This is a genomic window from Reichenbachiella sp. MSK19-1, assembly GCF_003590315.1.
In the GTDB taxonomy this organism is placed as follows: domain Bacteria; phylum Bacteroidota; class Bacteroidia; order Cytophagales; family Cyclobacteriaceae; genus Reichenbachiella; species Reichenbachiella agariperforans.
Genome location: NZ_MIER01000015.1, coordinates 904465 through 919993, shown reverse-complemented (window position 1 = coordinate 919993; position 15529 = coordinate 904465). Strand labels below are relative to the sequence as shown.

11 protein-coding genes are annotated in these 15529 nt (G+C 42.6%); 8 read left to right on the top strand and 3 right to left on the bottom strand.

The window, feature by feature from the left end; translation table 11 throughout:
* Nucleotides 1-37 precede the first annotated feature (37 nt).
* On the bottom strand, nt 38-661 hold the full coding sequence (locus BGP76_RS11685) for a class I SAM-dependent methyltransferase (protein WP_119844792.1): 624 nt from the start codon (nt 659-661) through the stop codon (nt 38-40).
* A 104-nt stretch (nt 662-765) separates the two neighbouring features.
* Between BGP76_RS11685 and BGP76_RS11680 the strand changes: the two genes are divergently transcribed.
* Entirely contained in the window at nt 766-3372 is a 2607-nt protein-coding gene (locus BGP76_RS11680; protein WP_158584260.1) for a WG repeat-containing protein, read from the top strand.
* A gap of 216 nt (nt 3373-3588) precedes the next feature.
* On the opposite strand, the gene tpx is transcribed toward BGP76_RS11680, so the two are convergent.
* Nucleotides 3589-4086, bottom strand: coding sequence for a thiol peroxidase (gene tpx / locus BGP76_RS11675; protein ID WP_073122159.1), 498 nt, complete (start codon nt 4084-4086; stop codon nt 3589-3591).
* A 100-nt stretch (nt 4087-4186) separates the two neighbouring features.
* On the opposite strand from tpx, the gene BGP76_RS11670 reads away from it, so the two are divergent.
* A complete protein-coding gene (locus BGP76_RS11670; RefSeq protein WP_119844790.1) occupies nt 4187-4525 on the top strand; it encodes a tRNA-binding protein in 339 nt (112 codons plus the stop codon).
* Between the two features lie 39 nt (nt 4526-4564).
* Here BGP76_RS11670 and BGP76_RS11665 read toward each other — a convergent pair whose 3' ends face one another.
* Nucleotides 4565-5746, bottom strand: a complete 1182-nt coding sequence (locus tag BGP76_RS11665; RefSeq protein WP_119844789.1) for an exo-beta-N-acetylmuramidase NamZ domain-containing protein — start codon at nt 5744-5746, stop codon at nt 4565-4567.
* Nucleotides 5747-5853: 107 nt separating this feature from the next.
* On the opposite strand from BGP76_RS11665, the gene BGP76_RS11660 reads away from it, so the two are divergent.
* From BGP76_RS11660 to BGP76_RS11635, 6 genes are all read left to right on the top strand, one after another.
* Nucleotides 5854-6603, top strand: coding sequence for a DeoR/GlpR family DNA-binding transcription regulator (locus BGP76_RS11660; RefSeq protein ID WP_073122154.1), 750 nt, complete (start codon nt 5854-5856; stop codon nt 6601-6603).
* 162 nt (nt 6604-6765) lie between these two features.
* Nucleotides 6766-8031 carry an MFS transporter gene (locus tag BGP76_RS11655; protein ID WP_119844788.1) on the top strand — a complete coding sequence of 422 codons (1266 nt, stop codon included), beginning with the start codon at nt 6766-6768 and terminating at the stop codon, nt 8029-8031.
* Entirely contained in the window at nt 8028-9701 is a 1674-nt protein-coding gene (locus BGP76_RS11650; protein ID WP_119844787.1) for a glycoside hydrolase family 3 protein, read from the top strand. Before BGP76_RS11655 ends, BGP76_RS11650 begins: the two co-directional genes overlap by 4 nt.
* 101 nt (nt 9702-9802) lie before the next feature.
* On the top strand, nt 9803-11365 hold the full coding sequence (locus tag BGP76_RS11645) for a glycoside hydrolase family 10 protein (protein ID WP_255416122.1): 1563 nt from the start codon (nt 9803-9805) through the stop codon (nt 11363-11365).
* Nucleotides 11362-12261: a hypothetical protein gene (locus BGP76_RS11640; protein ID WP_139280966.1), complete on the top strand. Its 900-nt coding sequence runs from the start codon at nt 11362-11364 to the stop codon at nt 12259-12261. The genes BGP76_RS11645 and BGP76_RS11640 overlap by 4 nt, the downstream gene beginning before the upstream one ends.
* A 3-nt stretch (nt 12262-12264) precedes the next feature.
* Nucleotides 12265-15516: an N-acetylmuramoyl-L-alanine amidase gene (locus BGP76_RS11635; protein ID WP_119844786.1), complete on the top strand. Its 3252-nt coding sequence runs from the start codon at nt 12265-12267 to the stop codon at nt 15514-15516.
* Nucleotides 15517-15529: the final 13 nt, after the last annotated feature.

The window sequence follows — 15529 nt, the reverse complement described above, 5'->3', positions numbered from 1 at the left end:
GAAGAGGTAGTAATATTACGAATTATTGTTGCCAAGATTACAGTTCGATTTGGTTTTTTCTCAAAACCAAGGTCGTCATGCATCGCTTTCTGTCGACGAGTACAGATTTGGTAGCTTCTATAGGGCTATAGTTATAGTCATTTTGGAGTTGCTCGATCATGCTCTCGGTGATGAGGAAACGAACGCTGCCATCGGGTAGCGCATGCTGCTCTCCTTGTGGGCTGATAATATCCTCCAGTCCCATGATGGCTGTCATACGGATGAATAGCATACCTCCAGGTCTGAGGACGCGTGTCATCTCTTTGACCCCCGCCCAAAAAGTAGCGGTGCTTGGAGAGAAGTGCAGTACAGCACTGCTGATGACCAAGTCGAAACATTGGTCAGGATAGGGCATGTCGTGGATTTGACCTTCTATGAAGTTTCCTTTGGGGTGATCGGGATAGTTGCTGCCTGCGATGAACTGTAGCATGCGAATCGCATCAGGATTTTGGTCTATCCCGTGTACATTGTAGCCATTGTTGAGGAAATAGATCAGGTTTCGACCTTCTCCACAGCCTGCATCTAATACCCGCGCAGTGGGTAGTATATTGGCTTTGAGGATTTGATCTAAAAGGTAGAGGTCTATATTGCCTAATTCCTTGTTGAGCTGTTGTATGGTCATGGATTGATATTTGATTCAAAAATAATGGAGGAATCCTATCTATGACTTGTCGTTGCTCTAAAATTGAATTGATTAATTTCGCATGACAACCAATGCTGTATTTTTTGAATAAAAGTAAATATATCCTCTTATTGTTGCTATGCATGGCGCATGTCTTGTTGGCAGATCGGTCCAAACAAGCACTCCGTGCCATTGAAAAGGAAGACTATGAAAAGGCGAAGGAATATCTGATTCGGTCTTATGATGTAGATAGTCTGAACCCACTGGTCTCCTATGCCTACGCTAAGTTCTATGTCGCACCGAGCAACGAACAGGGTGACCTAGATACAGCGCATGATTACATCCTAGCAGGGATGAACATGTTGCCAGACCGTACAGAAGATCATAGTGATGAGATGGATAAGTCCGATGTGACGGAGGAATCATTCTCAGTGCTGAAAATGTATATTGACAGTCTGGCTTATCAACGAGCAGTAGCTGTAGATGAAATTGAAGCGTATGCGTTTTTTATCAATTACTACCCTAATGCTGAGGAGTTAGGCTTGGCTAAGTCTCGTCGGAATGAACTCCAGTTTCGAGTCATTGTGAAGGAAGGGACGTGGGAGGCTTATCAGGATTTTGTGTTGCGATACCCTGAGGCTGCACAGTATGCGGAGGCCAAAGAGCGTTTTGATCGACTGGCGTTCGAGGAGAAAACACGATCCAACCAACTAGCGGATTTAGAACAGTTTTTAGTCGACTTTCCTGATACTCCGTATCGTGATGAGGTAGAGACCATGATCTATCAAAAGAAAGTTGCGGGCTTGTTAGCCGAAGATATTATGGATTTTGTCAACCACTACCAAAACCCTCGACTAACCCAAAAAGCACTTGGGTTGCTCTATCATTCGGGAGGGATAGATGCGGATCAATTGGCTTCCTTTAACCGATCGGTATATCATCACTTCATGGATTCTGTTGCAGCATTAGAGGCGCTGAATGCGGTTGTGCTTTATCCATTTTACAAGGAGGGTAAGTATGCATTTTTTGATCTGGAGGGCAGCGCTTTTTTGGGAGGTCCTTATGAAGATATAAGTTTTTCATATTTGTGCGGCGGTGTAGAGGAAGAAGTTCTGGAGGTAAAACAAAATGGGCTATATCAGCTGATCAATCGTGCGGGTACGGTTATTTATGAAGGTGCGTTAGATAGCTATCGTGATCTGGGAAACGGGATATTGGCGGTGATCAAAGAAGGTAAAGAGGGAGCGATTACGCTTACAGGAGATTTGATTCTACCTAATGTCTATGAAAAGATTGATGTGCTGGATGATAGACTGATCGTGTTTCAGCAGAATGGTAAAAAGGGTTTGGCGGGAATTACGGGTCAAGTGTTTTTGGAACCCGCCTATGATGATATCTATCTCGAAGGATCCTTTTGGGTGGTCGAAGTAGATGGTGTTTTTGGTGTGACTAGTCTGGACGAAATACTCCATGACCAAAGAGAGATCGAACTTGCCTACGAGGAGGTAGAATTGATCAACGAAGATTATATAGTAGGCTATACGGCGGATCATGAGTTCTTGATCAATGGCGGTCTGCAAGTCGTTTCGCCAGAAGCCACGATTAGTATCAATACGCTTTATGAAACTTGGGTCTTTCGCGTAGAGGCTGGGTACTATGTATATGACAAAAAGTTTGGGCACTATTCCGAATTGATCTATGATGATATATTGCAAAACTACGAGTGGATAGGACTAAATGCGAAAGGAGCTTGGTCTGTGCATAATAAGAGCATGGATGACGAACCGATTTTAAATATTGATTCGCTGAAGCTGATAGGGGATGATATAGCGATTGTATTTAGTGGAGAGAGAGGTACGGCTATCTTCCCGAATAAGAAAGTCGTAGAGGTGGAGGAAGGAGAGTATCTACAAACCGTGAGTTCTAGCCGCAGGACTGAAGTACATTATCTGGTGATACGTCGTGACGGGATACTGTACCTGTATAAAGATGGCGTGTTACAGTTTCGCTGTGATTATGATGAGATAGGCTTTGTTGCGGATGACGTGTTTTCCGTCAAGGAGGGAAATAAGTATGGTGCTGTAGATGCCAAAGGTAAACTCATTATGAAGGTAAACTATGATGCAATTAGTGAGGCAAAAGATGGTGTGTCTCATGTACTGCTTGATGGTGAATTCGGAGCATTTGATTTCAATAAAAGACAGTTGCTTACCATTGGATTTCAAGAGAAATTTAGACGCTACAATGAAGCGTTGTTCGTTGTGAAAGAGGAAGATGGCTATGGTTTGTTAGGGATAGATAATCAGCAGCGTATTGATGGTGTTTACGATCAGATCGAGTATTGGACTGATAGTGCTGTGCTAGCTCATCGCAATGGACAATGGGAGGTAAGGGCGATCTATAGTGATGAGGTATATGTGAGCGGTATCGACGGTTATCAGTACTTTAGTGACTCCAGTTCGGTCAAAACCATAGAGGTTCGGATAGATAACAAATATGGGGTCTATCATGCCGAGAGAGGGTTAATCATCCCCGCAGTTTTCAACGACATCTACAATGTCGGGAGTTTACAGCAGAATGTATACTTTGCTGAGCGGGTATTTCCAGAGGGAGATTTCTATGTAGTAGTGTACTATGATGCCATGGGGAATAAAATCAGATCAGAAGCGTATAGAGGTAATGAGTATGAACTAATCGTCTGTGATGACTAGTCCAACTCATTAATTTTTCTCTCCTCTAACTCCAAATGCTGCTGGTTGTAATTTTGAAAAGATCTCGATGGAACGATATTATTTAAATAAAATCGTTTCAGTTACAACTCAAACCAAGGATGAGAATTAGCCTCCAGTTTGATAACTGGAAGCTAATAGTTTTTCCAAACCTATTCCACAATGCCTATGTTATTTCTATAATAATACATTGTGAATTTATAGTGCTGCGAGTGCTTGCTCGTAGTTGGGTTCTTCGGTAGTCTCAGCGACTTGTTCTGTGTAGACTACTTTTCCACTTTCGTCTACTACGACGATGCTACGTGAGTGTAGTCCTTGTAAAGGTCCATCGATGATATCTAGGTTGTAACTCTTGCCGAATGCTCCATCTCTGAAATCAGACAGCATTACCACGTTTTCGATTCCTTCTGCCCCGCAAAATCTGCCCTGTGCGAATGGAAGATCTCTAGAGATGCAAAGTACTTTGGTGTTGTCTAGTTTGGCAGCCTTTTCATTGAATGTCCTGACCGAAGTAGCACAAGTGCCTGTATCTACACTTGGGAAGATGTTGAGGATGAGCTTCTGTCCCGCAAAGTCAGCTAACTTAGCCTCTGAGAGGTCTCCTTTAACCAAAGTGAACTCTGGCGCCGTTGAACCTGTAGCAGGTAATTGACCAGACGTGTGAATTTCGTTTCCTTTTAATGTAATCGTTGACATGTTTCTGTTTCTTGATTGATAATAGGTAAATATACTAATGCATACCCCGATGGATGGAGATATGTTTTGACTTCTTGCTAGTTTTGATCAAAAAAATGTCATGAATCAGGATTTAAGTTGGAGTGATTTTCAGAAAGTAGATATTAGAGTTGGAGTGATTGTCAGAGCTGAGATGTTTGAGGAGGCGATTAAGCCTGCTTATAAACTGACGATAGATTTTGGTGTACTGGGACAGAAAAAGACCTCTGCACAGATCACTAAACTGTATGAACCTGAATCACTCATTGGTAAGCAGGTACTCGCCGTAGTTAATTTCCCGCCAAAGCAGATTGCCAATTTTATGAGCGAATGCTTAGTGCTGGGAGCAGTAGGAGAGGAGGGACAGGTGACCTTGATTCAGCCTGAGCGTGAGGTGGATAATGGCCTTAGAATAGCATAGAGGTCTAGAAATTCTCTATGTAAAACATTGCCGCCAAGACTAATAGATCAAAATCTGGTCACGCTGTTTCAGATAGTCTCCTCTACCTATCATGTCGAGTTCTTCCAGTTTGGAGAGGCTCCCATTGGACTCTATCCATTGTCTCACTTGGTCTGTGCCATTCAGGATGTCGATGGGCAGTAGGTTATACTCATACTCATAGGGCGGTTGCTTCCATTGGAATGCCTGTCCAAGGTGATGATAAAATGCTTTGCATAGAATCTGACCAACCTTCCATGGTTCGAATGTTTGAAGATCTGTTACATGAACCTGATAGCCTTGGCAAGGTATACCATGGTGTTTTTGAAAGGTGGGTATGAACGTAACGGGTCTGAGTACAAAGCCTTCTAGTTTCGCTTCTCTAAACATGGAGGTTAATGTTTTTAGCAGGTCAAAATGTTTGATATCAGGATGTCCAATGATTTCGAGACCTCTGGATGTGCCACGCCCTTCCGAGATGTTAGTTCCTTCAAACAGTACCGATCCAGGAAAAACGTATGCCCCATCTACTGTGGGAAGGTTAGGCGATGGAAGAACCCATGGTAGACCTGTATCGAAAAAGCTCATTTGGCGATCATATCCAGTCATCTTAATGACGTTCAATTCGCATTTGACATCCCAGTGTGTGGTAGCCATCTGTGCTACTTCTCCTATGGTCAACCCATGTCTCATGGGCATTGGGTAGCGACCGATAAATGAACGATACTGCATATCAAGAACATTGCCCTCTACATGAACTGTATCGATAGGGTTAGGTCTATCCAAAACCGTCACAGGAATACCTAATTCTCCACAGGCTTCCATCATATAGATCATCGTGTAGATGTAGGTGTAAATTCTAGTGCCTACATCTTGCAGGTCGATGATGACATGGTCTAAGTTGTCGAGCATCGATGGGGTAGGTTTGCGTGTTTCGGAGTAGAGGCTGTAGACGGGTAGATGATAATGCGAATGCTCAAAGTGATCTGATTCTACCATGTTATCCTGCACGTCAGCAGATAGTCCATGTTGAGGAGAGAATAACTTGGACAGTCGTTCGCCAAAGATAGATTGCAAGACGTCTATACCGTGCTGAATGTTAGTGTCGATAGAGGCAGCATGGCATAAGTAACCAATGTTTCCTTTGATGTCTTGTTGTGCAGTTTTGTTGCTGCTCAATATATCTAAACCAGTTTTTACCATAATATGATATGTTTTTGCCCTTGTTAGTGTAAATCTAAACCATGCATTGCATTTATATGCAAATAAATGTTACATTTGGGTATTATACATGCAAAAAAGATGCAAATATGCTAAAACGAGAAAGGCAAGATCAGATATTGAAATTGCTTAGGGAGGAGAAAAAGGTATATTCTACTGACCTCAGTGTTCGGCTGAACGTGTCAGAGGATACAATTCGACGTGACCTCAAGGAACTAGCCAATGAAGGTAAGTTACTAAAAATCCATGGTGGAGCGCTAAATACCTCTCAAAAGGTTTACTCTTATCAAGAGGAAGAGATTTTTGACCATGACAAGAAATTAGTGATGGCTGAAAAGGCACTGGAGTTGATCGAAGACAATGACGTACTAATTATCGGTGGAGGAACGACCAATTTCGAATTGGTCAGTCTTATGCCTCCTGATTTAGGAGTGACAGTGTTTACCTACAGTTTGCCGATCGCAATGAGATTATCGGAACATCCGAAAATTGATGTGATCTTGTTTGGAGGTAAGCTGATGAAGAGTGCACAGGTGACGATTGGTCTAGATATGATTCAGTATATCTCAAAGATTAGAGCTGACAAGTGCTTTTTAGGGGCTAGTGGTATTGATATGAATACGGGGCTAATGGAGATCGATTGGGAAGTGTCTCAGTTGAAAAAAGCTATTATTGCTGTTTCGGATCAAGTGGTGGTCATGTCAACTTCTGAAAAGATCGATACCAAGCAACGATTTAGAGTTAGCGGTTTAGAGTCCATACATACACTGATTACAGAGGTGGATTCATACGATGGGAAATTAGCTGGTTATAGGTCAAGAGGTATACAAGTGATATAATTAACTGTATGTAATACAGTTGTTTATGTCTTGAAAAAAATACTGTTTCACTTTGTTCAAAATTGAAACACGGACTTTCTATGTCTTTTTTTTTGATATAGAAGCATTGATATTAGTCTGCATTGCATGTAGCTATTAGTAGAAAAATAAGATTAAACCACAATGATAAAAGCAAACACCAATCCTTGGAGTTGGATACCTACGCTCTATTTTGCTCAAGGACTGCCTTACGTGATGGTGATGACCGTATCGGTGATCATGTATAAGAACCTGGATATAAGTAATGGGGAAATAGCTTTCTATACGAGTTGGCTTTATCTACCATGGGTAATCAAACCCATTTGGAGTCCACTGGTAGATATCATTGGTAGCAAAAGGAGATGGGTAGTGATGATGCAGTTACTCTTGGGTGCATCATTGGCTTGTGTAGCACTGACCATTCCAATGGATAGTTTTTTTCAGTATTCTTTGGCCTTTTTGTGGTTAATGGCTTTTAGTTCAGCGACACACGATATAGCAGCGGATGGATTATATCTCATCGCATTGAATTCTGGTCAGCAATCCTTCTTTGTAGGGATTAGGAGTACATTTTACCGTATATCTATGATAGCAGGTCAGGGTCTCTTGGTCGTTCTGGCGGGGTATTTTGAAGAGACTATGCCGAGTATACAAATGGCGTGGAGCACTGTTTTTGGAGTTGTATCAGCATTGTTCTTTGGTTTTTTTATTTATCACCAGCTCTTTCTACCCAAAGCAGAAGAACCCGTTACCGTTAAGAAGACAGGTCGTCAGGTGTTGGCAGAGTTTTTCGAGACTTTCCGTCTCTTTTTTACCAAGCCAGATTTATTGATGACGATTGCATTTTTGATGACCTACCGTCTTGGCGAATCTCAGTTGGTCAAACTATCATCTCCTTTTTTGTTGGATGATGTGACCGTCGGAGGGTTAGGTTTGAGTACCCAAGAGGTGGGTGTGATGTATGGGACTTTTGGGGTGTTGGCGTTGACTATTGGAGGTATTGTAGGTGGGGTATTGGCATCTAGAAATGGTTTGAAACATTGGATCTGGTGGATGATGTTAGCCATCAACTTACCTAACCTTGTTTATGTGTATTTATCCTTTTTTCAGCCAGACTCTTATGTGTTGATCACCACGGCAGTAGTAGTCGAGCAATTCGGATATGGCTTTGGCTTTACAGGTTATATGCTATACATGCTGTATGTCTCTCAGGGGAATTATAGTACGGCTCATTATGCTATTGCTACAGGTTTTATGGCTTTGGGTATGATGTTACCTGGTATGGTGAGTGGATGGGTACAGGAGTTAGTAGGGTACAAATATTTCTTTATATGGGTTATGATCGCTACGATTCCATCTTTTGTGATCACTAGGTTTTTGAAAATAGATAAAGATTTTGGAAAGAAATGAAAAACGATATTAAAGTAGGTCAGGCAGATAGCCAAGCTCAAAGCTGGGCGAGTCAAATGCTTAGTGGATTTTCTGTCGAACAAAAAATTGGACAATTGATACATGTCGCTACATGGTCTAATAAGAACGATGAGCACACTACCTATATCAAAGATCTCATACAAAAGTATGGAGTGGGAGGGTTAATATTCTTTCAGGGAGACCCTGTGAGTCAAGCACGTTTGACCAATGAATATCAGTCATCTAGTGAAACACCCCTGATGATCTCTATCGATGGTGAATGGGGACTGGGGATGCGACTGGATAATGCTGAGCCTTTTCCATATCAAATGACGTTAGGTGCAATAGAGAATGAAAAAGCCATTGAAGAAATGGGGGAAATCGTTGCTCGCCAGATGAAAAGGATAGGAATTCACGTCAATCATGCCCCTGTTATTGATGTGAATACGAATCCCGATAATCCAGTAATCAATTTTCGTTCGTTTGGTCAGGACAAAATAAAAGTAGCTCAAAAGGGTACCGCTTACATGAAAGGGATGCAATCTGAAGGGATTTTGGCTGTAGCCAAGCATTTTCCAGGGCATGGTGATACAGCATCAGATTCGCACAAGGAGCTGCCCAAATTGGACAAGTCTCGTGCAGAACTGGAAGAGACGGAACTCTACCCGTTTAAGAAGCTATTTGCAGCAGGTTTGGGGGCCGTCATGGTTGCGCATTTGCAGATTCCACAGTTGGAGCCAGATACCAAACGTGCCTCTACTTTGTCTCGCTCTATTGTACAAGATTTGCTAAAAGGTGACATGGGGTTTGAAGGTCTGGTATTTACAGATGCGTTGGATATGAAGGCAGTAGCAGATCACTATGCTATAGGAGAGGTGGATGTAGAAGCGTTCAAAGCTGGCAATGATGTACTGCTCTTTGTGCAGGATGTTGAAGCAACTATACAACAGTTCAAAGTTGCATTAGCGGACGGCAGTATCACTGAAGAAGAGTTAGACGAGAGATGTTTAAAGCAACTCGTAGCTAAATATAACATGGGGCTGGATCAGATAGAGCCTATCAAACTAGAAGGGATATTAGAGGATATTAATCGAGATACGCGTACGATCAATGAACAGTTGTATGAAGCTTCGATGACGCAGGTGAAGCATACTGAAGGGTTATTGAACGATGAATCTATTGGTATGCTGTCTCTATTTGCTAATGGGGACCAGGCCGAACAAGGTGCGCTGAGTCACCATACTTTGCTCAAAGGAACTCTGGATCAAACAGGAACGCCACTATTTGAACAGTTGGTTACAAAAGATTTGGGAATTGAGAAAAGCATTTCTCTACGTTTTGATCAAATCGAGAGTAAGAAGGAGAAAGTGATTAGTGAACTCAAAGAAAAGCAAGCAGTCATTGTAGCGATACACAATGTGAAACTCAAAGCACCAGACAATTTTGGGATAACTGCAGAGATGGCTCAGCTGGTTGCTGATTTGTCTAATGCGGTGCCAGTTTACCTCGTCTTCTTTGGCAATGCCTATGCGGTCTCTAAGTTGGGTAGTTTAAATCATGTGAAGTCTATGTTATTGGCCTATCAGGAGAACGAATACACGCATCGTCTGGCATATGAAATAGTGAGTAATAAAAAAGAAGCAAAGGGAATACTGCCTGTAAGTATTTAACCGCAGGGAGATAATCCCTTCGGTCTAAGTAAATGGCTGATTAGAAGGTTAATATCTCGTGGACTTGTCACGAGGATGATTTATTGAAAAGTGGTAACACAATGAGAGGAAATAGAAAAATGAAAGGAATTGAGAAGAGGGTGTTGGTAGTGATGATTGCTCTAGTGAGTGGTCTATCTGCTTTCGCCCAGACTGCACCAAAGCGCGAGTTTAGAGCAGCGTGGATTGCAACGGTCAAAAATATTGATTGGCCCTCTAAACCAGGACTAACTGTAGAGGATCAAAAAGCTGAATACCGAAAACTGTTGGATCATCACGAAATGACGGGAATCAATGCGGTTATTGTGCAGGTTAGACCATCGGCGGATGCATTGTATTATTCAGAAAAGGAACCTTGGTCTAGATACTTGACAGGAGTGAGTGGCCAAGCGCCTGATCCATATTATGACCCGCTGACTTTTATGATCGATGAGGCGCATGATAGAGGAATGGAATTTCATGCTTGGTTCAATCCGTACAGAGCATTGGTGGACTTTGAGGAAATGCCAGAGGACTCTGCTAACCTGCTCTACACTAAGCCCGAATGGTTTGTGACCTATGGAGATCGTATGTATTTTGATCCAGGAATTCCAGAGGTCAAGTCTTACGTGACGGATGTGATCAAGGACGTGACGGTTAGGTACGATATTGATGCAGTACATTTCGATGATTATTTTTATCCCTATAGAATATGGGGGAAGGAATTTCCCGATTCTCTTTCTTTTGCTACCTATGGTCAGGATTTTGAACTGGAGCAAAAAGATGACTGGAGACGTGAAAATGTAAATACCGTCATACAAATGCTCAATGACACGATCAAAAGTGTCAAGCCTTGGGTCAAGTTTGGGATTAGCCCTTTTGGTGTCTGGAGAAATATAGCTGATGATCCGAGAGGATCTGACTCGGATGCTGGTCAAACGAACTATGACGATTTGTTTGCAGACGTACTGTTATGGATGGAAGAAGGCTGGATCGATTATGTACTACCTCAGTTGTATTTGCACATAGACCATCCAAAGCTCTCGTATAGCAAGGTGCTCAAGTGGTGGAACGAGCAACCGTTCAATGGGCACGTCTATGTGGGACATGCTTCTTACCGAATTGGACTGGAAGGTGCAGATAGTGCTTGGCAAAATCCTTCAGAGGTTCCCGATCAGATTCGTTTGTCCAGAGAACTAGAAAATATTCAGGGCGGAGCCTACTTCAGTGCTAAGTCTATGCTACAAAACCCACTAGGTTTTAGTGATTCACTCAGGACAGACCTATACAGTACAAAGGCTCTCATTCCAGCGATGAGTTGGTTGGGACGAAAAATACCTACGATGCCTGACAGTATTTCTGCGCAAAATGAGTTCGATGGCGTGTATCTAAACTGGCAAATGCCTGATAGTACGGCTAAGTATGTAGCGATATACCGTTTCGAAGGCAAGGAGACAGGAGACTTTGAGGATCCAAAGAATATCCTAGATATCCAACGTGCCAGTACCACGTTTTATGTAGATAAGTCCGTTCAGCGCCGCAAAAAATATACTTATGCTGTGACGGCACTGAGTCGCTTGTACAACGAGAGTAAGCCGAGCAAAGGTGTAATGATAAAAGTGTCACTTAAAAATCCGAAAAAATGAGAAAATTGATTGTTTTAATGTTGATTCTACAAGTAGTTAGCTGCTCCCCGTCTAAAGAGGGAGCAGCTAATGAAACGAACCAAGTCGGTCAAGAAACCGCTGTTCAAGAGGTCGTGGAAGAGAAAGAAGAAACGCCTGTTTCTAACGGGTCATATACTGCAGAGCTATTGGAGCCTACAGGTTATTTTCCTCAGTTTTCCACTGAGGGAAAGATTTTGCTTTATACTGATCAAAAGTACGAAGGTCTTTGGATGCTAGACTTGACCACTAATGAGGTAACGCAACTAACGGATCAACGAGGTGCTGGATATCTACCGGTAATTTCTGGTGATAAGGTTACCTATCAAGTCAAAGGCAAAACGAAGCGATTGGAACAGATCGATATGAAAACCAAAGAAGTGACTAAGGTGGCTTCAGAGTTTGCAAGATTTTCTCCACAGGAGTACCACAAAAGTCTCTCTGGAGAGACAACTGTATCGTTAGCAGAGGATCTGTCTGGGATCATGGTGAGCGGTGAGGAGCAACCGGTTAAACCACAAGGAGAAGGAAACTATCTATATGCAGTTTTGTCTCCTGATGGGAAAAAAATACTTACCAAATCGGCAGGGAATGTAGCGGTCATCTGTGACTTGAAAGGAAATATCATGCATGAATTGGCAGATGTACATGCCGATATTTGGATCAATAACCAAACCGTACTATATGCTAAAACGACTGATGACGGTATGCAGCAGCTGTCTGCAGAAATCGGCGTGTTAGATATTCAAAATAATAAAATGACTCCTGTCGGGAGTGATTTAGATGTAGCCCTCGAAAACCCAAATTTTGATACCGCTACGCTACAGATCACAGCGAATACACCCGAAGGACAGATGTATATTTTTAAACCAGAGTAAAATATGAAAACAATAACTCAAAAAACACTGTGTTTGATGCTGTTATGCTTTTGTGCGATCTTTTCGTCCAAAGCACAGGAGCCACTAGATGGGATTAGGATTTGTCTAGATCCTGGTCATGGAGGTCACGACAGCAATGATAGACCTACCGAACTAGGGTTGGGTGTGACGTACTACGAGTCGGATGCGAACTGGGAGGTCGTAGGCTACCTAGATACACTACTGCAAAAATTGGGAGCAGAGGTGAAGGTGACTAAAGTGACCAATGATCCCGAAGCGGAAGATCGAGATCCGAGTTTATCAGATCGCGTTCAAGTAGGCAATGCCTTTGAATCCGATTATTTTCACTCGTTTCACACCAATGGAGTAGATAATCAGACGGTTAACTATACGCTCGTGTTATACGCTGGGCCAGAGGATGGTACCGCAGATTATCCCGAGTCATACGAGATGGCAGAGATCATGGATGATGAGTTGTTTGCCTATATGCGTACGACCACTAAGTATGCTCGTGCAGATATTCCATTTACTGGATATACTAATGGTTTGGGTGTGCTTAACAATCTAAACATGCCTAGTACATTGTCCGAAGCGTCATTTCATAGTAATCTAAACGAAGGAAGAAGGTTGATGAGCAGTAGCTATCGTAAAGCGGCAGCTTGGAGTATTGTTAAGTCATTTTTAGCCTATTTCGAACAGCCAGATCTAAGCGTAGGAGAGGCTGGTGGATTAGTGCTAGACAGAGATGGAGCAGCGCTCAATGAAATTACGGTGACACTTCAGCCAGGTACTGAGGACGAACAGGTGTTCGAAGGAGATGTGTTTCTCAATGGGTTTTATTTCTTTGATTGGTTAGCACCTGGTTCGTATGAAATGAAGGTTGAGAAGTTTGGATATGATGCCAAAATTCAGACCATCGATATAGTGGCAGGAGAGTATACCGAGACAGATTTCGAACTGACCGAAGTAGGAGGAGCTCCAGCTGTGCCACAAATGTTAGCTTTAGAAGCTGTCGGTACGTCTGGCGTTTCGGTGAAGTGGGCTGCCATTACGGAAGAAACATTATTGGGTTACCGGCTATACTATGCGACTGATGATACCATGGAGAATTGGACGTTGGCAGCTGACGAAACGACACTCGATGAAACGACTACATCTGTTGTACTTGCTTCAGACGCAGATTTTAAATACACGCCTCAGGAAGAAGCTTATCATTTTGAGTTGCGTTCGGTTGCAGAGTCAGGAGCGGAGAGCGAAGGAGGACAAGTCTTTTCACGTCTAGGAGCTACGGCTGATCAAGTGTTGATCGTCGATGGTTTCGATAGACGTAGCGGTTCGTATACGGAAGAATACCATACTTTTATCTCAGACTATATGATGGCGATACGTGATATGCGACTAGCGGGTATCTCATCTTCTACGAACGAGAGCGTAGTGGACGGAAAGGTAAGTTTGTCTGATTATGATTTGGTCGTCTGGATATTAGGTGATGAGTCTACGACTAACGAAACATTCAGTACTAGTGAGCAAGCCCTTATAGCGGATTATCTAGATGCTGGAGGAAACTTATTGGTCTCTGGATCTGAGATAGGCTGGGACTTGGGGATCAAAGGTGATGCAGCAGATCAAGCGTTTTATGCTTCATACCTCAAGGCAACATGTATCGGTGACGGATCTGTGACGTTTTCGCCAGCGACAGGGCTAGAAGGGACATTGTTCGGTGGTCAGACCATAGATTTTGGGATTACTTATCCAGAAGATTATCCAGATGATATAGCAGCTGTCGAAGGTGCCGAAGAGGTGTTTTCTTATGCAGTCGAAGGAGCGCATGGAGGGGTTGGTTACAAAGGAGTTTTTGGCAATTCTACTGAAGCAGGTGGTGTGCTGTATTTTTCCTTCCCGATAGAAACAACTTCTACGCTTGATCAACAGTTTTTGCTCAAAAACGCCATGGATTATCTAGAAGTGGGGTCATATTATGATTATACACCTACTAGACCTACGCTATTGTCAGCCACTGAATCAGAAGCAGGTAGAGTGTTGTCATGGACTGCTAGCAGTGACGATGCGTTGCTATCTGGATTTAGAGTTTATTATTCTTTGGATGATGATTTGAGTACTCGTGTTTTATTAGCCGATGAGAGTGAATTGACTTCAACTACCTATGAATTGGTATTGGTTGACGAATATTTCACCGATCATTCTGCCGATGAGGTGTCTGTGTTCAGTGTGGTAGCTGTAGCAGACGGAGGGTCGGAGAGTCTATCTAGTGATACTTATGCAGTTAAAAGCAGCGATATTGCTTTTAAAACATTGATCGTTGATGGGTTTGATAGAGTTTCGGGTTCGTACAAATCAGGTAATCATGATTTTGCTGCTCGATACTATTTAGGTGCTAGTGCTGCATATGATGGAACTGTACATACAGTAGCCAATGAGCAGGTAGCCGATGGAGTGGTTAGTTTGATGGATTACGATCGTGTATTCTGGTTTTTGGGTGATGAATCTACAGTTTACGAGACACTATCAGACGGAGAACAAGTTCTATTGCAGGCCTATTTAGATCAGGGAGGTCAACTGTTTATATCAGGAAGTGAAATAGGCTGGGATTTGTATTCCAAAGGAACAACAACAGACCAAGCCTTCTATACTAATTATCTAAAAGCAGTGTATCAGTCCGATGGAGGACCGAGCTTTACAGTGGCTGAAGGTGTCGCTGGCGGCTTGTTCGAAACACTCAATGTGCCTATAGGTGTTGTGTATCCAGAAGATTATCCAGATGAGATTTCTGCTACAGAGGATGCTGAGAATATATTCTCTTTTAATGATAGTGAACACTTTTCTGGTGTTGCCTATGAAGGTGCTTTTGGGGGAGAGGCCACTGGGGCAGTGATTTATATTTCTTTTCCATTAGAGACAGCTGTGCAGTCTGATTTGGAGGCAGTGATTGCTCAAGTTTCAGCTTATTTAAAAGGAGAAGAAGAGGTTTTAGCGAGTTCAGAACAAATAGATCAAGCTTGGGTTTTATATCCAAACCCATCGTCAGGAGATGCAACCTTGCAGATCGGGAACGCAGCGGATCAAATCTATACCATTGCAGTGTATGACATACAGGGGCACAAACACAATCAATGGATGATTCAGTCGGTTGATCATCAGATTTCCTTGCCTACTGCAGAATTGTCGTCAGGCATGTATTGGCTTTCGATCCAAAGTGATGATGCGAAATCAATGATTCGGTTTCTGAAACAATAATGAGTATTGACAT

Excerpts from the sequence above, each read along its gene's own strand:
- BGP76_RS11650 (WP_119844787.1), top strand. The coding sequence starts at position 8,028 with ATGAAAAACGATATTAAAGTAGGTCAGGCAGATAGCCAAGCTCAAAGC.
- BGP76_RS11665 (WP_119844789.1), bottom strand. The coding sequence starts at position 5,746 with ATGGTAAAAACTGGTTTAGATATATTGAGCAGCAACAAAACTGCACAA.
- BGP76_RS11655 (WP_119844788.1), top strand. The coding sequence starts at position 6,766 with ATGATAAAAGCAAACACCAATCCTTGGAGTTGGATACCTACGCTCTAT.
- BGP76_RS11635 (WP_119844786.1), top strand. The coding sequence starts at position 12,265 with ATGAAAACAATAACTCAAAAAACACTGTGTTTGATGCTGTTATGCTTT.
- BGP76_RS11670 (WP_119844790.1), top strand. The coding sequence starts at position 4,187 with ATGAATCAGGATTTAAGTTGGAGTGATTTTCAGAAAGTAGATATTAGA.
- BGP76_RS11660 (WP_073122154.1), top strand. The coding sequence starts at position 5,854 with ATGCTAAAACGAGAAAGGCAAGATCAGATATTGAAATTGCTTAGGGAG.
- BGP76_RS11640 (WP_139280966.1), top strand. The coding sequence starts at position 11,362 with ATGAGAAAATTGATTGTTTTAATGTTGATTCTACAAGTAGTTAGCTGC.
- BGP76_RS11685 (WP_119844792.1), bottom strand. The coding sequence starts at position 661 with ATGACCATACAACAGCTCAACAAGGAATTAGGCAATATAGACCTCTAC.
- tpx (WP_073122159.1), bottom strand. The coding sequence starts at position 4,086 with ATGTCAACGATTACATTAAAAGGAAACGAAATTCACACGTCTGGTCAA.
- BGP76_RS11645 (WP_255416122.1), top strand. The coding sequence starts at position 9,803 with ATGAGAGGAAATAGAAAAATGAAAGGAATTGAGAAGAGGGTGTTGGTA.